The organism is Terrabacter sp. 2RAF25 (assembly GCF_052115265.1).
Lineage (GTDB): Bacteria > Actinomycetota > Actinomycetes > Actinomycetales > Dermatophilaceae > Terrabacter.
The window spans coordinates 1,186,943-1,206,304 of the sequence record NZ_JBFRGJ010000002.1 but is presented as its reverse complement, the minus strand read 5'-3'; the positions used below and the strand labels follow the sequence as shown (position 1 = coordinate 1,206,304).

Annotated in this window: 18 protein-coding genes; 9 read left to right on the top strand and 9 right to left on the bottom strand. The window is 72.6% G+C overall.

Annotation, left to right across the window (positions count from 1 at the left end; genetic code table 11):
• Positions 1 to 51: 51 nt before the first annotated feature.
• The 4 genes from AB4091_RS08855 (at position 52) to AB4091_RS08840 (ending at position 4,540) form a co-directional block, all read left to right on the top strand.
• Complete coding sequence (locus AB4091_RS08855; protein ID WP_442291366.1) at positions 52 to 390, top strand: thioredoxin family protein; 339 nt, start codon at positions 52 to 54, stop codon at positions 388 to 390.
• 83 nt (positions 391 to 473) lie between these two features.
• Complete coding sequence (locus AB4091_RS08850) at positions 474 to 1,745, top strand: DUF222 domain-containing protein (protein WP_442291365.1); 1,272 nt, start codon at positions 474 to 476, stop codon at positions 1,743 to 1,745.
• A 104-nt stretch (positions 1,746 to 1,849) separates the two neighbouring features.
• On the top strand, positions 1,850 to 3,094 hold the full coding sequence (gene hemA / locus AB4091_RS08845) for a glutamyl-tRNA reductase (protein ID WP_442291364.1): 1,245 nt from the start codon (positions 1,850 to 1,852) through the stop codon (positions 3,092 to 3,094).
• Between the two features lie 63 nt (positions 3,095 to 3,157).
• Positions 3,158 to 4,540, top strand: coding sequence for a hypothetical protein (locus AB4091_RS08840; protein WP_442291363.1), 1,383 nt, complete (start codon positions 3,158 to 3,160; stop codon positions 4,538 to 4,540).
• Here the strand turns inward: AB4091_RS08840 and AB4091_RS08835 are convergent.
• The 4 genes from AB4091_RS08835 to AB4091_RS08820 all read right to left on the bottom strand — a co-directional run bounded on the left by AB4091_RS08835 (position 4,473) and on the right by AB4091_RS08820 (position 9,181).
• Positions 4,473 to 5,129 carry a hypothetical protein gene (locus AB4091_RS08835; RefSeq protein WP_442291362.1) on the bottom strand — a complete coding sequence of 219 codons (657 nt, stop codon included), beginning with the start codon at positions 5,127 to 5,129 and terminating at the stop codon, positions 4,473 to 4,475. The two genes, AB4091_RS08840 and AB4091_RS08835, sit on opposite strands and share 68 nt — an antisense overlap.
• Positions 5,130 to 5,206: 77 nt before the next feature.
• The gene (locus tag AB4091_RS08830) at positions 5,207 to 6,658 is read right to left on the bottom strand and encodes a carboxyl transferase domain-containing protein (RefSeq protein ID WP_442291361.1); all 1,452 of its coding nucleotides are present in this window, start codon (positions 6,656 to 6,658) and stop codon (positions 5,207 to 5,209) included.
• A complete protein-coding gene (locus tag AB4091_RS08825; RefSeq protein WP_442291360.1) occupies positions 6,658 to 7,845 on the bottom strand; it encodes a CaiB/BaiF CoA transferase family protein in 1,188 nt (395 codons plus the stop codon). The genes AB4091_RS08830 and AB4091_RS08825 overlap by 1 nt, the downstream gene beginning before the upstream one ends.
• Positions 7,846 to 7,849: 4 nt before the next feature.
• The gene (locus AB4091_RS08820) at positions 7,850 to 9,181 is read right to left on the bottom strand and encodes an SLC13 family permease (RefSeq protein ID WP_442291359.1); all 1,332 of its coding nucleotides are present in this window, start codon (positions 9,179 to 9,181) and stop codon (positions 7,850 to 7,852) included.
• Between the two features lie 119 nt (positions 9,182 to 9,300).
• Between AB4091_RS08820 and AB4091_RS08815 the strand changes: the two genes are divergently transcribed.
• Both AB4091_RS08815 and AB4091_RS08810 read left to right on the top strand, forming a co-directional pair.
• On the top strand, positions 9,301 to 9,999 hold the full coding sequence (locus AB4091_RS08815; RefSeq protein WP_442291358.1) for a FadR/GntR family transcriptional regulator: 699 nt from the start codon (positions 9,301 to 9,303) through the stop codon (positions 9,997 to 9,999).
• The gene (locus tag AB4091_RS08810) at positions 9,996 to 10,757 is read left to right on the top strand and encodes a sulfite exporter TauE/SafE family protein (protein WP_442291357.1); all 762 of its coding nucleotides are present in this window, start codon (positions 9,996 to 9,998) and stop codon (positions 10,755 to 10,757) included. The genes AB4091_RS08815 and AB4091_RS08810 overlap by 4 nt, the downstream gene beginning before the upstream one ends.
• A gap of 101 nt (positions 10,758 to 10,858) precedes the next feature.
• On the opposite strand, the gene AB4091_RS08805 is transcribed toward AB4091_RS08810, so the two are convergent.
• From AB4091_RS08805 to AB4091_RS08795, 3 genes are all read right to left on the bottom strand, one after another.
• The gene (locus tag AB4091_RS08805; protein ID WP_442291356.1) at positions 10,859 to 12,403 is read right to left on the bottom strand and encodes a peptide MFS transporter; all 1,545 of its coding nucleotides are present in this window, start codon (positions 12,401 to 12,403) and stop codon (positions 10,859 to 10,861) included.
• Positions 12,404 to 12,481: 78 nt separating this feature from the next.
• On the bottom strand, positions 12,482 to 14,155 hold the full coding sequence (gene bluB, locus AB4091_RS08800) for a 5,6-dimethylbenzimidazole synthase (protein WP_442291355.1): 1,674 nt from the start codon (positions 14,153 to 14,155) through the stop codon (positions 12,482 to 12,484).
• Positions 14,156 to 14,164: 9 nt separating this feature from the next.
• Positions 14,165 to 15,016, bottom strand: coding sequence for an SDR family NAD(P)-dependent oxidoreductase (locus tag AB4091_RS08795; protein ID WP_442291354.1), 852 nt, complete (start codon positions 15,014 to 15,016; stop codon positions 14,165 to 14,167).
• Positions 15,017 to 15,166: 150 nt separating this feature from the next.
• Between AB4091_RS08795 and AB4091_RS08790 the strand changes: the two genes are divergently transcribed.
• Together AB4091_RS08790 and AB4091_RS08785 are read left to right on the top strand one after the other, a co-directional pair.
• Positions 15,167 to 15,718 carry a SigE family RNA polymerase sigma factor gene (locus tag AB4091_RS08790; protein WP_442291353.1) on the top strand — a complete coding sequence of 184 codons (552 nt, stop codon included), beginning with the start codon at positions 15,167 to 15,169 and terminating at the stop codon, positions 15,716 to 15,718.
• Positions 15,715 to 16,602 carry a hypothetical protein gene (locus AB4091_RS08785; RefSeq protein ID WP_442291352.1) on the top strand — a complete coding sequence of 296 codons (888 nt, stop codon included), beginning with the start codon at positions 15,715 to 15,717 and terminating at the stop codon, positions 16,600 to 16,602. The genes AB4091_RS08790 and AB4091_RS08785 overlap by 4 nt, the downstream gene beginning before the upstream one ends.
• A gap of 19 nt (positions 16,603 to 16,621) precedes the next feature.
• Here the strand turns inward: AB4091_RS08785 and AB4091_RS08780 are convergent, their stop codons facing one another.
• Complete coding sequence (locus AB4091_RS08780) at positions 16,622 to 17,134, bottom strand: MarR family winged helix-turn-helix transcriptional regulator (protein ID WP_442291351.1); 513 nt, start codon at positions 17,132 to 17,134, stop codon at positions 16,622 to 16,624.
• A gap of 132 nt (positions 17,135 to 17,266) precedes the next feature.
• On the opposite strand from AB4091_RS08780, the gene AB4091_RS08775 reads away from it, so the two are divergent.
• Positions 17,267 to 18,562 carry an MFS transporter gene (locus AB4091_RS08775; protein ID WP_442291350.1) on the top strand — a complete coding sequence of 432 codons (1,296 nt, stop codon included), beginning with the start codon at positions 17,267 to 17,269 and terminating at the stop codon, positions 18,560 to 18,562.
• A gap of 36 nt (positions 18,563 to 18,598) precedes the next feature.
• Here AB4091_RS08775 and AB4091_RS08770 read toward each other — a convergent pair whose 3' ends face one another.
• Entirely contained in the window at positions 18,599 to 19,348 is a 750-nt protein-coding gene (locus AB4091_RS08770) for a DUF5995 family protein (RefSeq protein WP_442291349.1), read from the bottom strand.
• Positions 19,349 to 19,362 lie beyond the last annotated feature (14 nt).

Below are 19,362 nucleotides of genomic sequence, written 5' to 3'. Positions count from 1 at the left end.
ATTCGAGCACGGGCCCGTCCGGCGGGTCCAGAGCTGGGTGAGGATGGGGGCATGAGCACTCGCGTCACGCTCCAGTACATCGACGGGTGCCCGAGCTGGACCGTCGCCCGCGACAACCTCGAGGCCGCCGCACGCGAGCTCGGGGTCGGCCTCGAGGTCACCGAGCAGCGGGTGGGGACGGTCGAGGACGCCGAGCGGCTCGGCTTCGTCGGGTCGCCCACGATCCTGCTCGACGGGGTGGACCCCTTTGCCACGTCCGGGGCGCGGCCGGCGCTGGCGTGCCGGTTGTACGCCTCCCCCGCGGGCCCCTCAGGGTCTCCGACGGTGGCCCAGCTCGTCGCCGCCCTGCAGAGGGCATCACGGCCTCGGGGTCGCGCGCATCCCAGTTGAGTCTTCACCAATTCGACTGGCACGGAATGGAATTGCTGTGGACACGCCTTCCATCCTGCTTCGAACACCTGTACGATAGGAGCATGAGCAGCGCGCAGCAGATCGAGCAGGACTGGGACCACGTCGCGTCCCTGGCCGCCGACCTGCACGACGCCCACGCCCGCCTCGTCGACTTCGTCGCCACCGTCCTGACCGACGGCTCCTGGCAGGCCGCCGGGCTCCGCTCGCCTGAACACTGGCTCATGCTGCGCGCCGGACTCTCCCGCGGACAAGCCGCCGCGATCCTGCTGCTCGCCCGCCGCGCCGACGAGCTGCCCGCCACCAGCACAGCCCTGCGCGAGGGACGGATCAGCCTCGACCAGGCCGCCGTCGTGGCCCGCCACACCCCGGCCGAGTTCGATGCAACGGTCGCCGAGTTCGCCCAGCACGCCACCGTCACCCAGCTGCAACGCACCGTCTCGCGCTACGACTTCACCCTCCAACCCGTTGTGGACTCTCCCGACGAGGCGCCAGAACCGGTCGAGCCAGCGACCCTGACGATGGGCTACGCCGACGGCCGCTTCCGGCTGCGCTACGACGCCCCCGCCGAGATCGGCGCCCTCGTCGAAGCCGCCCTCACCGAGGCCAAGGACCACCTCTTCCACACCACGGGCAGCGACACCAGCAACGACGGCGACGTGCTCGACCCCGACCACCACGTCACCGACGGCGGCGCACCGCGGATCACCTGGGCGGATGCCCTCACTGTGCTCGCCACCCGCTCACTGGACAGCGCCGGCACGGGTGGAGCCGGCGGAGCCGCTCGGCGAGCCCGCTACCGCGTCCAGGTCCACCTCGACACCGACGGCGGCTGGCTCACCGGCCAGCCCCGCCTCCCGAAGCACATCGTCGAAGGCCTGACCTGCGACGGCACCCTCACCCCCGTCTGGGAATCCAGCGGCCACCCCGTCAACGTCGGCCGCACCCAACGCGTCGTCCCGCACCGCACCCGGGTCCTGGTCCTCGACCGCGACCGCGGCTGCCGCTTCCCCGGCTGCGCCAGCACCCGCACCCTTGAGATCCACCACCAGAAACACTGGCGCCACGGCGGACCCACCGACCTCACCAACCTCCTCGCCCTGTGCCCGTTCCACCACGACGCCCACCACCGCGGCGAGTTCAGCATCACCGGGGACCCCACCCACCCGGACGGCCTGACCTTCACCACCCGACACGGCCTGCACATCGGCCCACCCCGTCATCCACCCCGGCGCCTGCGCCGCAGTCCCCGATCCCGCTCACGCCTCGGCCGGACCTACCCCGCCCCCACCGGCGGCACCCTCCACCTGCACCTCGTCGACTTCAACCCGACCTGACCTGGACGGGCCCCCGACTCACCCAAGATTTTCTGGAGGTCGGCCCCCTACGGTTCCCGTGCTGGCGTTGCGGCATGTGCGGCGAAGGGGTGGAGGTGGGCCGTGTGCTCGGACAACTGGTGATGGTCGGCGTCTCCCACACCGGCTCGGAGCAGGAGCTCCTCGAGAGCACGGCGCTCCGACCCGCCGACCTGCCGCACTTGCTGGACGGGCTCCGCGCCGCCGGCTACGTCGAGGCGGTCGCCCTCTCGACGTGCAGCCGCACCGAGCTCTACGCCGTCACCCGTCCGGGCCGGCCCGGAGTGGCGAGTCTCGTCGAGGTGCTCCTGGGACGCGCGAACATCGGCCACGCGGCCGCGGCATCGGCGTTCGAGGCGCGCGGCGGATCGGCAGTCGTCGAGCACCTCTTCCGCGTCACGGCGGGTCTCGAGTCGCGGGTCGTGGGAGAGGCTGACGTGCAGCTGCAGGTGCAGCGCGCCTTCCGCGTGGCCCAGACCGTGGGCACGATCGGGCCCCTGTTCCAACGGCTCATCCCCGCGGCGCTCCGCAGCGCCGAACGCGCGCATGCCCACGCCGAGCTCGGGCGACTGAACCGGTCGCTCGCTCGCCGGGCCGTGGACATCGGACTCGAAGGGCTGGTCGAGGAGCGATCGCCTCGCACGTTGGTCGTGGGCTCGGGGCAGATGGCGGCCGCGGCCCTCACCCGGCTGGCCGAGCTCGGCCTGCCGGCCCGCGTCGCCGCCCGGAACGAGCTGTATGCCGCGAAACTGGCCGACCCCGATGCGGTCTGCTCCCTCGACGCCCTGGTGAGCGAGATCAGGCAGGCGGACCTGCTCATCTGTGCCACCTCGGCTGCCGAGCCGGTGGTCACCGCTGGTCACGTGCACGCCGCGATGATGGGCCGGGCCAAGACCCTGACCGTGGTTGACCTGTCGGTTCCTCGCAACGTCGACCCGGCAGTGGAGCGGGCGAAGCGAGTCCGCGTCGTCGAGCTCGCCGCCCTGCACGACGACGCCCGCAACGATCCCGCGACGCTCGCCGCCCTGGAGCAGGCCCAGTACGTCGTCGCCGCCGCGGCGAGCCGTCTCGTGGACGACCTAGCCGCGCGAGCCGCGGGTCCCCTCATCCAGGCGCTGCGCGAGCAGGTCCGGCAGGAGTGCCGCGACGAGCTGCTGCGTCGCCAGCCGGATCTCCCACCCGAGGCGGCGGACCGCGCAGCGCACGTCAACGCGGGGCGTCTGCTCCACGCCCCCACGGTCGCGCTCCGCACTGCCGCTGCCACCGGCGACCACACGACCCTCGCTCGGCTCGCGAGGTCCTTCGGTCTCTCGGTGCAGTCCGTCGGGTGAGCCCCACTGCCGTTTCCGACCTCTCAGCCGAGCCGGTCCCTACACTCCGACGTGGGAGGCGACATGTCGGACACAGAGGACCCCTGGGGTCGCGATGAACCACCCGCGGTGGCCGAGGGGGAACTGGAGCCGCTGCCGCCTGCGCTGGCCGAGATCGAGCGCATGCTCGAGTACGGCGAGGACCGGCCCCTGGCGCCGGGCGAACGTCTCAGCCTCCCGGGGCCCGCCGACCTCCCGGAGGTGGCCGCCTTCGCCGCCGAGGGGTTCGAGCCGCTCCCCAACGGCCTCATGGGTTCCGACTCCGCCTTCCTTCCGGCCATCTGGCCCCGCGAGCACCGCCGTTGGGTGCGTGACCGGATGCCGAAGTTCGGGCTCGTGTCGTTCGGCGAGGACGACCTCGTCCTCGGACCCGAGATGGGCGGCGACACCCACCAGCTCTGGCTGCTCGCGCGCGAGGCCCGGTCGCTCGGTATGGCACCCCCGCCTCGGGACCGCCTCTGGCTGCTCCGCTCCCCTTGGCCGTCGCTGCGGGTGTCGAGCCTGCGGCTGCTCTTCGCGCAGCACCGCGACAGGAGCCGGATGGGCTGGGACACCACCGCCCTCATGCGCGCCGCGCAGGACCTGCTGCCCCGCCCGGAGTCCGAGCTGTGGTCGCTGTGGACCGGCCACCAGGCGGATGCCGCGCGTGCCTGGCGGGACGCGGGCAGACTGGGGGCGGAGTCCGACACGTGGGTCAAGCTCGGCCTGGCGCCACACCACCTGGAGGTGCTCGCCGCCCCGATGGCCGAGGGTGGCGCAGGGCTCGACCCGGCCCAGACGCGAGCCTGGTGCGAGATCGTCTGCATGCTCGAACAGCCGGGCGACGAGGCGGTGCAGCGCATCGTGGCGTGGCGGCAGGCCGGCCTTCCCGCGGACGCGCCGGTGGAGCGGCTCGGGATGGTCCTGCTCGACCGCACCCCGGCTGACCTCGCGCCGTGGCTGGCGGCAGGGCTGACGGTCGAGGACATCGCCGTGTGGCAGGCCGAGGACATCGAGCGGGCGAGGAGGTGGCACGAGGCCGGATTCCCCGCGCGCGACGTCCGCCGACTGCGGGACGCGGACCCGGCGCTCACACCCGAGGAGGCGCGGGCCTTCGACGCGGCCGGCATCACGCACTCGGAACGCGTCCGCTGGGTGTCAGCCGGGTTCTCGGCCGAGGAGGCCCGCGCCTGGACCGACATCGACGTCGTCGCGAGCGAGGCCCGCGTGTGGCGCGCCGAGCACCGCGGCATCGAGGAGGCACGCGCCCAGCGCGCGGCTGGTGGTGACGCGCTGCCGATGGGGGTCGAGCTGGGTTGGGCCGCAACGGGTCCCGAGCGCGACGACGCCAACTACGGCGTCATCGATCCTCCCGGCACCAGGGGCTCGGCAGCCCAGTCGGGGCCACCGCCGTTCGACCTGCCCTGAGCCGACCCGTCAGCCCCGCACGGGGAGGGTCACGCTGTAGGTGCGCGACTTCGTGCTGCCGACGCACGTGCCGCCCGCGGCGCCGTGGCTCGTCGTGAACCTGGCCGTCACGTCGGCCGACACGGTCGTCGCCGTCGGCCGACACGGTCGTCGCCGTGGTGGACGCCGGGAGCCGGACGCGTACGGCGGTGTAGTCCTTGGCGGAGGCAGCCAGTCGGTCCTCGCGGTAGAACGACGAGAAGGCCCTGGTGCTCCACGGGTAGGTCACGCTCGCGCCCTCCGCGGTGACCATGACCGAGACCGCGCAGACCGGCGCGTCAGACGTCCACGGGATCTCCACCCAGGACGGCTCATCCGGCACGAGCGCGGCCACCTCACCGCTCAGAGGACGCAGACCCGACGTGTCCTTGGACGCACCCGTCGCGGCCGCCTGCACCGCCAGCTCCCCCGTCGCGGCGGAGCGCGTGGCGTCCTGGCCGGGCGCGCGCCGGCTGGACGACCACCCGCCGACAACCACTGCGGCAACGGCCAGCCCGACGAGGGCGAGCCTGAGCAAGGTGGCGCGACGAAAGGGTCTGCGGGCGGGCATGAGCGGTCCTCGAAGGATGTGGAGGGTGCAGCGGCCCCCGGAGTCGGAGGCCTCGACCCATTCTTCGGGCGCGTCTCTCAGCTGGCGAGCACCTGCGCCTCGCCGTGCGTCTGCCGGCGCAGGGCCGCGGCGGTCTCGGCCACGACGGCCGAAGCCAGCCCTGCTGCGGTGTCGTCGGCCGGTTCCGGCACGATCCGGCTCACGATGCCCTGCGCCGCCAGGTCGAGCACCCCGACCTGCTGGAGCTCGGCCATCTCAGCCGCGTGCGTGACGTCGCCATGGACGATGACGCTGGCGCCTTCCGGCGGCAGCGGCGAGAGCCACGCGTGCTCGGCGGCGATCACCTCTCGCGCCGGCAGCAGCGCGAGCGCCCCACCGCCACAACCCTGCCCGAGCACGACCGACACGGTGGGCACGGTCATCGTGGTCAGGGTGGCGATGCAGCGGGCGATCTCGCCGGCGATGGCGCCCTCCTCCGCGTGCGGGGACAGCTCGGCCCCGGGGGTGTCGATGACCGTGACGAGCGGCAGCCCGAGCTCCTCGGCGAGTCGCATGGCCCGGCGCGCCTCGCGCAGCGCCCCCGGCCCCATCGGTGTCGACGGCGACTGACGCGACCGGTCCTGGCCGACGACGACGCAGGGCTGCCCGTCGAGACGGGTGAGGGCCACGAGCATGGTCGCGTCGCGCTCGCCCTCGTCGGTGCCGTTGAGACGGATGGTGCTGCTGGCGCCGTGGCGCAGCAGCTCGCGCACCCCGGGCCGGTCGGGACTGCGCGTGACCTCGATCGACTCCCAGACGCTCAGGTGCCGGCTCGGCTCACCCTGGCGCAGCTCGAGGCGGGGCAGCGTCGGCCCGTCGACGAGCACGCCCAGCGCCCGGTCGACGAGCATCGGCAGGTCCTCGGCAGCGACCACGGCATCGAGGACACCCTTCGCCGTGAGGTTCTCGGCCGTCTGCACGTCGCGCGGGAACGGTGTGCCGTTGAGCGCCTCGTAGACCTTGGGTCCGAGGAACCCGACCAGGGCGCCGGGCTCGGCGACCGTCACGTGTCCCAGCGACCCCCACGAGGCGTACACGCCGCCGGTGGTCGGGTGCCGCAGGTGAACGAGGTACGGGAGGCGAGCGGCCCGGTGCGCCATGAGCGCCCGCGAGATCTCGACCATCTCGACAAAGGCCGGCGTGCCCTCCTGCATGCGGGTCCCGCCGGAGGCCGTCGAGGCCAGCACGGGCAGGCCCTCGGCAGTGGCGCGGTGCACGGCAGCCGTGATGCGGTGCGCGGCAGCGCGCCCGATCGACCCGGCCAGGAAGCGGAACTCGTTGACGATGACGGCAACCGGCCGACCGCGTACGAGCCCTCGGCCCGTCAGCACCGACTCGTCGGTGCCCGCCCGGGCGGCTGCCGCCTCGAGCTGGAGCCGATACGCCTCGGGCTGCTCGGTGATGTCGATCGGCTCGTCCCACGACACGAACGACCCGGTGTCGAGCACGAGGTCGAGCAGCTCGTGGGCGGTCCACGGGCGACGCGCCATCACTCCTCCCTCAGCCAGGCGCGGATCGCCGCGCCGTCCTCGTCGAGCGTGGGCGGCGCCGCGTGGTCGCGGCGGGTCACCTCGGTGCCGTCACCGTCGAAGAAACGCAGCGGCGGACCCGGCAGCGTGAGCGGACCGAGCGTCGGGTGCTCGACCTCGACGATGAGGCCCTGGCTCGCGGTCTGGTCCCACGCATACACCTCGTCGAGCGTGCGCACCTTGCCCGCGGGCACCCCGACCTCGGCGAGACGCGCGAGCAGCGGCTCGGCGTCCCAGTCGGCGAAGGCCGCCTCGAGCACCCCGATGACCCGCGCGCGGTTCGCCACGCGCTCGGGGTTCGTGGCGAGCCCGGGAGCCGCCGGGTCGAGCCCGAAGCCGGCGCACAGCCGCTGCCACAGCCCCTCGCTGCCGACGGCGATCTGCACCGATCCGTCGCGGCAGTGGAAGAGGCCGTACGGCGCGATCGACGGGTGGTGGTTGCCGGCCGACCGACCGACCTCGCCTGCGACCGTCCAGCGCGTGCCCTGGAAGGCGTGCACCCCGACGACGGACGCGAGCAACGAGGTGCGCACCACGGTGCCCTTGCCCGTGTGGTGACGCTCGTTGAGGGCGGCGACGACGCCGTACGCGCCGTACATCCCCGAGAGCAGGTCGGCGATCGGCACGCCGACGCGCTGCGGGTCGTCGGGACCCGAGCCGGTGAGCGACATGAGGCCGGCCTCACCCTGGGCGATCTGGTCGTAGCCGGCGCGCCCGCCCTCGGGGCCGTCGTGGCCGAAGCCGGTGATCGACAGGACGACGAGGCGCGGGTTGCGCGCCGTCAGCGACTCGATGCCGAGCCCGAGCCGCTCGAGCACGCCGGTGCGGAAGTTCTCGACGAGCACGTCGGCCCGGTCGACGAGCGCGAGCAGCACGTCGCGGTCGGCGTCGTCCTTGAGGTCGAGGGTGATCGACTCCTTGTTGCGGTTGGCCGACAGGAAGTACGTCGACTCGCGCCGCCCCTCGTCTCCGACGAACGGCGGACCCCAGCCGCGGGTGTCGTCGCCCCGACCGGGCGCCTCGACCTTGATGACGCGAGCTCCCTGGTCGGCGAGCATCATCGTCGCGTGCGGCCCCGCGAGGGCACGCGAGAGGTCGACGACGAGCACGTCGGAGAGGGGGCCGTCGCTGCGGGTTGCTGCAGTCATTGCTTCACCATCCGGGAAGGATCAGGGCGGCCCAGACGAGCAGCGGGCCCGCGAGGACCACGATGACGCTGTAGGTCAGGATCTGCTTGTAGTACACAGGCTCGCTGATCGTGTCGGGCCGGTTCGCGAGCATCAGCGCACCGTTCGTCGAGAACGGGCTCACGTCGACGATCGTCGAGGCGACCGCGAGCGCCGCGACGAAGGTCGCAGCACCGATGCCGCCGTTCGCGATGAGCGGCACGGCGATCGGGATGATCACCGGCAGCAGGGCCGTGGACGAGGCGAACGCCGAGACGACGCCGCCGACGTAGCAGAGCACCAGCGCGCCGATGACGACCGCGCCGAGGCCGGCAGCCCAGTTGCCCACGAACTCGGGCGCCTTCGCCTCCGTCAGCACGGCGGCATACGTGCTCACACCGGCGACGAGGAGGACGGTCGGCCACGCGACCTGCTTGATCGCGTCCTTGTGCTGGTTGGGCGAGAGCATCGCGAGGATGACCGCGGCCGTGATCGACACGAAGCCGATGTTCTTGTCGAACGCGAGCGCGATGAGTGCGACGAGGGTGAACGCGACGAGCGTGAGCACCTGGTCCCGCTTGACGCCGAGCGCCTGCGTGCGTGTGGCCGTGATGGTGCCGGTGCCGCGCGTGGCGACGCCCACGCCGCCCTGGTGGAGGTCGTCGGTGAGCTCCTCGTCGCTGATCGGGTCGTCGAGGTCGTCGGCGCGCATGTTCATCAGGCGGCGTCCGCCGAGCACCAGGAAGAGGACGACCGCCATGGCGAGGTTGACGAAGAGGCTCGCGAGGAAGACGGTCATCTCGCTTGACGGCAGGCCGTTGTCCTTCATCACTGAGTTGGTGATCGTGCCGTAGATGCTGATCGGCGAGAAGCCGCCACCCTGCGCACCGTGCACCACGAACATGCCCATGAGCAGCGGGTTGATCTTGTAGCGGCCGGCGAAGCCCAGTGCGATCGGGCCGATGATGGCGCAGGCGGCCGGGCTCGCGGCCCCGATGGCCGTCAGCAGCGCCGTCACGAAGAACATCACCCACGGGATGAGCGCCACGCGCCCGCCGACGGCCTTGACCGCCGATCTGACGATGAGGTCGACGGTGCCGTTGTTCTTCGCGATGGCGAAGAGGTACGTGACGCCGATGAGGGTGAGGACGAGGTCACCGCTGACCCCGGCGAGGATCTCCTTCTCGCTGAGCTGGAGCGAGTAGACCCCCACGAGCCAGGCCGCCACGTAGGCGAGGGCTCCCATGTTGATCGGCAGCAGGGTGCCGATCACGAACAGTGCGACGAGCGCGATGATCGAGACCCATTCCGGTCCCATACGTGTCCTCCGTCGGTCGCGGCCAGCGCGCCTGGTTCCACGCCCTTGTGACGAGGCTCATGGCTGGCTCAGTGGCCTAGCCAATAGGTCAACAGTCCGACTGTCAATAGGGTGATCTCATGTCGACACCGGGGATGTCCCGCCTCACGCGCACCCGCCTCTACGAGCAGGTGGCCGAGCAGATCACGACCTGGATCGACCAGAACGGTCTCACGGCGGGTGACCGACTGCCTCCCGAGCGCGAGCTCGCCCAGCGCCTCGGCGTCAGCCGCGCGACGCTCAGCCAGGCCCTCGTCGCGCTCGAGGTGATCGGCGTCGTCACGGTGCGCCACGGCGACGGCACGCTGATCGCGGACGCCCCTGCGCCGCGCCGGATCGTCGAGGCCATCCGCGCCCACGCGCACCGGCTGCCCGAGATCATCGAGACGCGCGACGCCCTCGAGACGAAGATCGCCGCCCTCGCCGCGACCCGCCACACCGCCGACGACCTCGCCCGCATCGACGAGGCGCTCGACGACATGCAGCGCGACGTCGAGGCCGGGGGTCGGGGCGTCGAGGGCGATGAGCGCTTCCACGGCGCCGTCACCGCGGCAGCCCACTCCCTGCTGCTCGCCCGGCTGATGGACGAGATCCGCGACCTCGTCCGCGAGACGCGCATCGAGTCGCTGAGCCAGCCCGGCCGCCCCGCCGACTCGCTCGTCCACCACCGCTCGATCGCCGACGCCATCCGCTCCGGCAACCCCGAGGCGGCCGCCGCCGCCATGCACGCCCACGTCGTCATGGTCAGCGACGTCGCCGTGCTGAGAGACGGGTCGTGACACCCGTCGAGATGCTGGCCGTTCTCGGCGCAGGTCTCGGCGCCGGCATCCTCACCTCGACGGTGGGGGTGGCCTCGCTCCTCAGCTTCCCGGTGCTCCTCGCCGTCGGCCTGCCGCCGGTCGTGGCCAACGCGTCCAACACCGTCGGACTCGTGCCGGCCGGCGTCAGCGGGTCGTTCGGCTACCGCGAGGAGCTGCGCGAGCACCCCCGCATCACGTGGACCGTCGTCGTCACGTGCGCGCTGGGGGCGGTGGGCGGCGCCGTGCTGCTGCTCGCGCTCCCCTCCAGCGTCTTCGAGGCGGTCGTGCCGTGGCTGATCCTCTTCACCTGCCTGCTCGTCGGCGTGCAGCCGTGGGTCGCGCGGTGGCTCCGGTCGCGCGGTGGCGACGACGTCGGTCCCCGCACCCGGATGGGGCCGGTGACGACCTTCTTCGCGCTGCTGACCGGCGTCTACGGCGGCTACTTCGGTGCCGGCTCGGGCGTCATGATGGTCGCCGTGCTCGGGCTCGGCCTCGATCTCGACCTGCGGGTCGTCAACGCCCTGAAGACCCTGGCGATCTTCGCGGGCAACGTCGTGGCCGGCCTCATCTTCGTCGTCGTGGCCGACCTCGACTGGCGCGCCATCGCACTGCTCGCGTCGGGCTCGGTCGTCGGCGGCTACGTCGGCGCACGGGTCGGACGGCGACTGCCGCCGACGCTCTTCCGCGTGCTGGTCGTCATCGCCGGCGTCGTCGCCGCGGTGCTGCTCCTGCGCTGAGCCTGCCGAGGCGCTGACGCGCCGATGGCGTATGCCGGGTGGCCCGCCCTCAGCCGTGCGTGGCGTCCCGGTGGCGCCGGGCGAGCTCGGCGACGATCACGTCAGTGCGCCGAGGCCGACACGGGCGTCGACGGCTCCGACACGTGCACCTCGGCCGTGGACATCCTGCGGCGGATCCACGGCACGAGCGCGAGCAGCACGCCCGCGACGACGAGCGTGATGACGCCGTTGACGACATAGAACGTCGCGTCGCTGAGGCCACCCATGGCCTGGATCAGCTGGGCCGCGATGGCCTGGCCCGCCGAGCTGGCGAGGAACCAGAGCGCCATCGCCTGGCTCGCGAAGGCCCGGGGCGCGAGCCGCGTCGTGGCCGACAGACCGACCGGCGAGAGGCACAGCTCGGCGACCGTCTGCATGACGAAGACACCACCGAGGATGTAGACCGGCGCGGTGTTGCCCTGGTAGCTGGCGAAGGCCCAGGCCATGGCGAGCGCCGAGAGACCGATGATCGTGACACCGAGGGTGAACTTCATCGGCGTCGACGGGAAGCGCCCGGCGCGGCGGGTCCAGATGAAGCCGAAGATCGGCGCGAGCAGCACGATGGCGAGCGGGTTGATCGACTGGAACCACTCAGGGTTCACCGAGACGCCGGCGGTCTCGGTGACGGTGTTCTTCGCCGCGAAGATCGCCATCTTGCCGGCGGCCTGCTCGAAGATCATGAAGAAGAGCATCGCGCCGACCCACAGCGGGAGGTAGGCCGCGAGGTGCGACTTCTCCTCTCGCTCGACCTTGGGACTGCGGAACATCATCGTGAAGTAGGCGATGGGCGTGGCGACCGCGACGATCGAGATCGCGTCGATGACCTGGTCGAGCACGGTGTCGCGCCAGAGCCCGGCGAGGGCGACGATCGCCACGAACGCGACGAGCACACCGACGGCGAGCAGGCCGACCCGGCTGCGCTCCTCGGGGGCCAGCGGGTTGGGGACGTCGTCGACGGCCTTGCCGAGGGCGCGGCGCCCGACGACGAACCAGCCGATGGCGATGGCCATGCCGACGGCAGCGGCCGAGAAGCCGGCGTGGTAGCCGTAGTGCTCGCGCAGCCAGCCGACGATCAGCGGCGAGAAGAACGAGCCGATGTTGATCGACATGTAGAAGATCGAGAAGCCGCCGTCGCGGCGGGCGTCGTCGGCGCGGTAGAGCGTGCCGACCATGGCCGAGACGTTGGGCTTGAGCAGGCCGGTGCCGAGCGCGACGAGCGCGATGCCGAGCCAGGCCGTCGCAGCAGCCGGCAGGGCGAGGCACACGTGACCGGCCATGATGACGACGGCGCCGTAGAGGGTCGAGCGCCGGGCACCGAAGACCCGGTCGGCCGTGAAGCCGCCGATGATCGAGAGCAGGTAGACCGAGGCACCATAGATCGAGACGACCGCGGCACCGGTGGTCTGGTCGATGCCGAGGCCGCCGTTGGCCGCGGTGTCGACGAGGAAGTAGAGCAGGATGGCGCGCATCCCGTAGTAGGAGAAGCGCTCCCACAGCTCGACGAAGAAGAGGGTCGACAGGCCCCGCGGGTGCCCGAAGAAGGCACGGTCACCGGGGTCGGAGCCCCGGTCCGGAGTCGGCGGACGGTCTGGGGACAGTGTGGTCATGCTTCGCTCCCAGCCCCTCGTGAGGGCAGTTCGACGGTTGGACAACCCATCCAAACTAGGTGCGAGCGCGTGCCGGACTCAAACCGTGGACGTGCGGGCGACCCCTCGCCGCAGGGCGAGGGCGTCCTTGACGAGCCCGGTCGCGAGGGCCGCGCCGACCCCCTCCCCCGCACGGATGCGCAGGTCGAGGAGCGGCTCCAGGCCGAGCTCGCGCAGCACCGCGGCGTGCGCCTTCTCACGTGACCGCTGGCCCGCGACGAGGTGGGCGGCGACCGCGGGCTCGGCCCGCACCGCCACGAGGGCGCACACCGACGTCGCGAGCCCGTCGAGCACGACGACGCCGCCGGCCTCGGCCACACCGAGCACCACTCCGGTCAGGACGGCCAGCTCGCCCCCTCCGAGGCGTCGCAGCACCTCGTGGGGGTCAGCGGTCGCGCCTACCCGAGCCAGGGCACGGGTGACGACGTCGCGCTTGCGCTCGACCATCGCGGTGTCCGCCGACGATCCCCGTCCGACGACGTCGTCGGGCGGGAGGACGAGCAGTGCGGCGGCGACGGCAGCCGCCACGGTGGTGTTGCCGACGCCCACCTCGCCGAGCGCCACCGGACCCGCCTCGGCCAGAGCGCGCCCGCACTGCTGGCCGAGCGCCAGCAGCGCGGCGTACGTGGTCTCATCCAGGGCATCGGTCGTGACGAGATCGCCTCTGCTGCAACCGATGCCGGCGTCGATCAGCTCGACCTCGAGGCCGGCCGCTGCCGCAGCCACGGCGCCCATCGACGTGCCCTCGCGGGTGGCTCGGGCGACGTCGGCGGTCACGGACGGGTCGAAGGCCGTGACGCCGTATGCCGTCACGGCGTGGTCGGCAGCCGCGACGACAAGGGTGCCCCGACCGTCGACGGCCGGGAGCGCGGTGACCCGGTCGAGCACGGCGTCGAGGACGCCGAGCGAGCCGGGGACGGTGAGGAGGTCGTCGGACCGGTCGCGGGCACCGACGACGTCGCCCTGGTCGGGGGCGCGCAGGTGCGAGACGGGGGCGTCCCGCTCGGCCCAGCGCTCACGCATGACGACCTGCTCGAGCGGCAGCCGGCGGCTCCACCCGGCGCGCTCGAGGCCGGGCTCGGGCGGCCGCTCATCGGGCCACCCCAGACAGAGCCAGCCGAGGGTCTCGACGCCGTCGGGCAGGCCCAGCAGTTGCTTGAGCTCGGCCGGCTCGAAGAGCGTCACCCAGCCGAGGCCGAGGCCGTGGGCGCGAGCCGTGAGCCACATGTTCTCGATGGCGGCGGCGCACGACCAGAGGTCGGCGTCGGGGAACGTCGCCCGGCCGAGCACCCCGGCCGCAGGCGTACGCCGGTCGCAGGCGACGACGACACCGACCGGGGCCTCACGGATGCCCTCGAGGCGCAGGTCGAGCAGGCCGCGTGCTGACTCCTCGGCCATGCCGGCGGCCTGGCGCAGGCGGCAGCGGTCGGCCATGAGGGCGGCCGTGTCGCGCGTCTGCGCCTCGGTGACGACGAGAAAGCGCCACGGCTGGCTGTGGCCGACCGACGGTCCACGGTGGCCGGCGGTGAGCACGGCCGTGAGCACGCCGTCGGGCACGGGGTCGGGCCGGTAGCGCCGGATGTCACGGCGGGCGCCGACCACCCGCTCGAGCGAGGCGAGGTCGTCGCGCAGTGCCCAGGCATCGGGTGCCTGCGCACGCTCGGCCGCCGACGTGGGGTCGCCGATGGTCGGGACGGGCCTGCGGTAGCTCACCGGGCGACTCTAGTTCGGGGCGGTCTCGATCCACCCGCGGGTCGCTCCCAGCACCCGGCTGCCGTCGGTGTCGGCGAGCGACATCCCGACGAACGCCGTCGCGCCGTCCGAGGTCTGCCAGCGGAAGCGGTAGTCAGCGGACATTGCGGCGTCGGCGATGGCGGCCGCGGCGTCCCGGGAGCTCTGGGCGTTGGCGAACGCCCCGGCCGAACGGGCGAGGTAGGCCGCGAGCTGGGCGGCATACGGGCCGTCGGGCACCTCGTCCGTGCGGGCGACGTTGCCGACGAAGTCGCTCGCGACCGCGGCGGGCTCGATGACCGAGACCCGCACGCCGTGGGGCAGCATCACGACGGCGAGCGACTGCATGAAGCCCTCGACCGCGAACTTCGCCCCGCAGTAGGCGTCGGCGAACGGCTGGCCCACGGCGCCCCCGACGCTCGTCACGGTGAGGACCGTGCCCGACCCGGCCTCCCTCATGTGCGGCAGGACGAGCTTGGTGAGGGCGACCGGGCCGAGGTAGTTGACCTCGAGCTGGTCGCGGATGTCGTCGAGCGACAGCTGTTCGGCGGTGGCGACGGCGCCGCGGCCGGCGTTGTTGACCAGCACGTCGAGCCGGCGGTGGTCCGCGATCACGCTGTCGATGGTCGACCGGGCCGCGTCGTGATCGGTGACGTCGAGCACGCGGACGTCGAGCTCGACCCCTGCCTCGCGTGCGGCCTCGGTCAGGGCAGTGGCGCGCGACGGGTCACGCATCGTGGCGACGACGGTGTGGCCGCGCCGGGCCAGCTCGACGGCGGCGTGCAGGCCCATGCCCGAGGAGGTTCCGGTGACGAGGGCGACCGGTTGCCCTTTGCTGTCCATACCGACGACGCTACGCCCGCAGTCGTCTGCTGTCGGCGCGCACGATTCCGCGGCGGCGAGGCAACCGCAGCCCTCGCCGCTACGTTCAAGGGGTGTGGGCCCGCACGGGCGTGGAGACGAACCCTGCAGTGCAGGGCGCACAGGGGAGACATGTCAGAGCGGGACGAGCAGTTCACGCGGTACGTCCAGGGGCGCCGCGAGCAGCTGCGGCGTTCCGCCCTCGTGCTGTGCGGCGACCCCGCAACGGCCGAGGACCTCGTCCAGACGACCCTGACCAAGCTCTACGTCGCGTGGCCACGCGTGGCGGCCGTGTCCGCGCAGGACGCGTACGCACGACGGGTGCTCGTCAACGCGCACATCGACCTGACCCGCCGACCGTGGTGGCGGCGGGAACGGTCGGCCGGCGACGACCTGCCCGATCTGCCCGCGCGCCCCACCGAGGTGGCCCTCGAGAACCGGGACGAGCTCGCCGACGCCCTCGCCGCGCTGCCGCCCGCGATGCGACGGGTCATCGTCCTGCGCTACCTGTGGGATCTCGGCGTCGCCGAGACCGCCGACCTGCTAGGGATCTCGAGCGGCACCGTCAAGAGCCAGACGTCCAAGGGGCTCGCGTACCTGGCCCGCGCGCTGTCACCGGGCGGCTCACCGGACGAGTCACGAGAGCCCGAGCATTCGTTCGACGCGCAGGAGGTGTCGCGATGACCGAGACGATCGAGAAGCAGCTGCGAGAAGGGCTGGCGCGCCTGCGCGACGCCGCCCCCGCCCAGCCCTTCGACCCCGCGGACGACCTGGCGCGAGGTCGTTCCGCGCGCCGCGACGCTCGGACCCGGCCGCTGGCCGGCGCCGCGGCCTCCGTCGTCGCGGTCGCGATCGCCGGCGGCATCTGGGTCCAGGGCACCGGCACTCCGACCTCCCACCCTGCCGGCGTGGGCACTTCGAGCGTCGCGGTCAGGTCGAGCACCCCTCCACCGCGCACGTCCTCCGCTGCCGCCCCGCCACTGACGGGCGACCAGCTCGGCGCCCGCATGGTCGCCGTCGTGCGGGCCCACGTCTCCGGCGCCGGCCGGTATCTCGGCGGCTGGGGGGACGAGTCGTCCGGCTCCGGCACCCGGACCAGCTTCGACGACTCCGGGGTCTCGCGGTTCGGCATCACCGTCTCGTGGGGCCGGAAGGGGTCCAGCTCGCTGGGCGGCGTGGAGATCGGCTCGACCACGGCCGGTTTCGCGCGCGGCGGGGGCGAGACCGACAGCCCGCGCTGCGGCGCTGCCTTCCCCGACGCCCCCTCCGTGTGCCGTCTGGTGCGCCAGGAACCGGACGGGTCGCGTCTCTACTACGGCAGCACCGGCACGACCCGCGCTGCCAGCCACACCCGCCCCGACGGGCGGACGGCCTATGTGTCGGTGACGGCGCGTGAGCCGGGGAACTCGCTCAGGGCCACGACGGCGCCGCTGCCGTCGAGGTCGGAGCTGCTGGCCGTCGTCACCGACCCCCGACTGCTCTGGGTCGGGCCGCTCATCACGTCACCGTCCGCCGACCCGAACGGGCGCGTCCCCTGGCCGAACGCGCCGACCGGGTCCGCGCCCTAGGAGCGCTCGGCCGGGCTGGTCACGCCTCGACGTCGTCGAGTCCTTCGATGACGATCTCGAGCAGGCGTGCGAGCTCGTGCCGTTCCGGCGTGGAGAGCCCGCGGAGGGTGTCGCTCTCGACGACGTTCGACTCGCGCACCGCGGCGCTGAAGAGGGCCCAGCCGTCGGTCGTGAGCGACACGAGCGTGCGGGTGCGGTTCGTCTCGTCGGGACGACGCTGGAGCAGACCGCGCCCCGACATCTTGTCGAGACGGTGCGTCATCGACGACGGGGCGACGTTGGAGAGGTCGGCGAGCTGGCTCGGGGTGAGGCACGTGTCGCCCGCCCGGGCCAGCGCGGCGAGCACCGACCACTCGCCCTGGGTGAGGTCGAGGTCGGCGAACTGCCGGACGTACCACTGGTCGAGCTTCTTCGTGACGGCATACACGGCCGTGATGACGCGCTGGACCGACTCCTCGCCGCCCGCGGCGACGTAGGTGGCGACGTCGGTCGCATGCTCCTGCTGGGCGGACCGCCGTCGCTTCGCTGCCATGGAACCGCATTGTTCCACCTGCGTCGACGCTGCTAATGTTCGACGTCGAACTTCGAATACGAAATATTCGAGATCGAAACTGCGTTGTCGAACGCGGCCCTGAACCCCAGACCCCGGAAGGGTGTGATTCCCGTGCGCACCAAGCTCCTCGTCCTCGCGTCGTCCATCGGCATGCTCGGATGGGGCACCGTGCTGCCCTACCAGTACGCGTACGCGGCCAACACCCGCAGCTGGGGCGCCATGGCCGCCGCCCTGGCGAGCACCCTGTTCTCCGTCGGCGCCCTCGTCGCGGCGCCTTTCGCAGGGCGACTCAGCGACCGCTACGACCCCGTCGTCGTCGCCGTCGCCGCCAAGCTCGTCGCCGCCGCCGGCGTCGGCAGCCTGGTCTGGGCCGACACCCCCGCGACTTTCCTCGTCGGCATGTTCGTCTTCGGCTTCGGGCTCACGGCCTCAGCTCCCGCCGCATCGGTGCTCGTGCTGCGCTGGGCCGGCAGCGACGACCGTCGCAAGGTCTTCGCCTACAAGTTCACGGCCGAGGCGATCGGCATGGCGGTGGGCGCGTTCGTCGCCGGCCAGTTCGTCGACCTGGCGCGTCCGGACGGCATGACGACGGCGTTCGTCGCTGCCGGTGTCGGTTTCGCGCTGTCCGCCGCGATCATCCACGTCGCCGGCGTCGGTGCCCCCGCGGAGGCCGCTCCCGACCTCACCGCGGGCGAGGCAGAGCAGCGCCTCGGGACCGTCGAGGCGCTCCGCCGCATCTTCGCCGTGCCCGCCCTGCGCTGGACCGCGGTCGTCGCGGTTGCGCTGGCCCTCGGCTTCTACGCGCAGTTCGAGTCCGGCCTGCCGGCGTACGCGTTGACCGTCCTCGACGTCGACGAGTCGGCCATCGGGCTGGCCGCGGCCGTCAACTGCGTTGTCATCGTCGCACTCCAGGTCGTCGTCGTGCGGCTCACGGCCCGCCACAACGCGGCCAGCCTGCTCATGGTCGTCGGCGGCATCTGGGCGCTGTCGTGGGTCGTCCTGTCCGTGGCCCAGCTGACGCCCGACATGGCGGCGGCCCTCTTCGTCACGACCTTCGGCATCTTCGCCGTGGGCGAGACGATGTACGCCCCGGTGCTCAACCCGCTCACCGCGAGCCTCGCCCCCAAGGGCCTCGTCGGCACGACGCTCGGCACGTTCACCGCGATCCAGACGACCTTCTCGGCCGTCGGTCCGCTCGTCGCCGGCGCCCTGCTCGGCCTCGGCCTGGCAAACGGCTTCCTCGGGCTGCACCTCGTGATCAGCCTCGTCGCCGTCTACGGCGCCTGGCGCCTGCGAGCCGCACTGCGCGCCGGCACCACCGAGCCCGAAACCCAGCCCGAAACCCAGCCCGAAACCGAGCCCGAAACCGTCGCCGATCCGGTCGCCGGGGCAGCGCTCGCGGCCTGACGCGCGGTGGCCCTCGCCCTCGCCTGACCCACACGGTCAGGCGAGGGCGGCCACCGGCGTCAGCAGGCACCGACCGGCCAGCCCGACGCTGCGGTCGAGCCGGTCGAGGAACTCGCTGCGCAGCGGCTCGACGCCCTGCAGCTCCCAGAGCACGCGGGCGTTGGTCCACGCGGCGTCCCGGGCACGCGAGATGCTCCACGACGCAACGAGGTTCGTCACCGGAGCCGCGACCGAGTCGAGCTCGAGGTGGATGCCGTCGAAGAACGACCGGCGCACCTGCTCCTGCACCGACTCGAGGATGCCGGTGATGCGCTGGTAGTCGGCCTCCACCCCGGTCGCGTCGAGGTCGGTGCCGAGCTGGCGGCAGGTGCGCACGAGCGCCAGCGGCAGGTCGTGGTTGATGTGGGCGTTCATGCCCGCCAGCGCGAACTGGATCGAGAGGATGCCCGGCGCGCGGCGGGACTCCATGACCGGCGCCCATGCGTGCGGGGCGCCACCGGGAACGATGGCCTCGAGGTAGAGGCCGGCGAAGACGACGTCGAGCCGCGTCATGAACCGGGCATCGCCGAAGGCCCCCGCCGACACCCGGTCACGCACGAGCTCGGTGACGTGCACGTACATCTCGTGGAAGGCTCGCACCCCGTCGCCGTCGGGCAGCGAGGCACCCGCGGCCCGCATCCGGTCGAGCACCTCGTCGATCGTGGCAGCCTGACCCACTGGCACCGGGTCGACCCGGCTGCGGAGGCCGGCGCGGACGGCGCCCACGAGGTCGCTGAACCATCCCATGCCCGGGACCGTAG

Bases quoted from the DNA above. Each gene is read 5' to 3' on its own strand.
- AB4091_RS08840 (WP_442291363.1), top strand. From the start codon at position 3,158: ATGTCGGACACAGAGGACCCCTGGGGTCGCGATGAACCACCCGCGGTG.
- AB4091_RS08790 (WP_442291353.1), top strand. From the start codon at position 15,167: ATGTCAGAGCGGGACGAGCAGTTCACGCGGTACGTCCAGGGGCGCCGC.
- AB4091_RS08815 (WP_442291358.1), top strand. From the start codon at position 9,301: ATGTCGACACCGGGGATGTCCCGCCTCACGCGCACCCGCCTCTACGAG.
- AB4091_RS08825 (WP_442291360.1), bottom strand. From the start codon at position 7,845: ATGACTGCAGCAACCCGCAGCGACGGCCCCCTCTCCGACGTGCTCGTC.
- AB4091_RS08770 (WP_442291349.1), bottom strand. From the start codon at position 19,348: ATGGGATGGTTCAGCGACCTCGTGGGCGCCGTCCGCGCCGGCCTCCGC.
- AB4091_RS08805 (WP_442291356.1), bottom strand. From the start codon at position 12,403: ATGACCACACTGTCCCCAGACCGTCCGCCGACTCCGGACCGGGGCTCC.
- AB4091_RS08835 (WP_442291362.1), bottom strand. From the start codon at position 5,129: ATGCCCGCCCGCAGACCCTTTCGTCGCGCCACCTTGCTCAGGCTCGCC.
- AB4091_RS08795 (WP_442291354.1), bottom strand. From the start codon at position 15,016: ATGGACAGCAAAGGGCAACCGGTCGCCCTCGTCACCGGAACCTCCTCG.
- AB4091_RS08785 (WP_442291352.1), top strand. From the start codon at position 15,715: ATGACCGAGACGATCGAGAAGCAGCTGCGAGAAGGGCTGGCGCGCCTG.
- AB4091_RS08780 (WP_442291351.1), bottom strand. From the start codon at position 17,134: ATGGCAGCGAAGCGACGGCGGTCCGCCCAGCAGGAGCATGCGACCGAC.
- AB4091_RS08850 (WP_442291365.1), top strand. From the start codon at position 474: ATGAGCAGCGCGCAGCAGATCGAGCAGGACTGGGACCACGTCGCGTCC.
- AB4091_RS08855 (WP_442291366.1), top strand. From the start codon at position 52: ATGAGCACTCGCGTCACGCTCCAGTACATCGACGGGTGCCCGAGCTGG.
- AB4091_RS08830 (WP_442291361.1), bottom strand. From the start codon at position 6,658: ATGGCGCGTCGCCCGTGGACCGCCCACGAGCTGCTCGACCTCGTGCTC.
- AB4091_RS08820 (WP_442291359.1), bottom strand. From the start codon at position 9,181: ATGGGACCGGAATGGGTCTCGATCATCGCGCTCGTCGCACTGTTCGTG.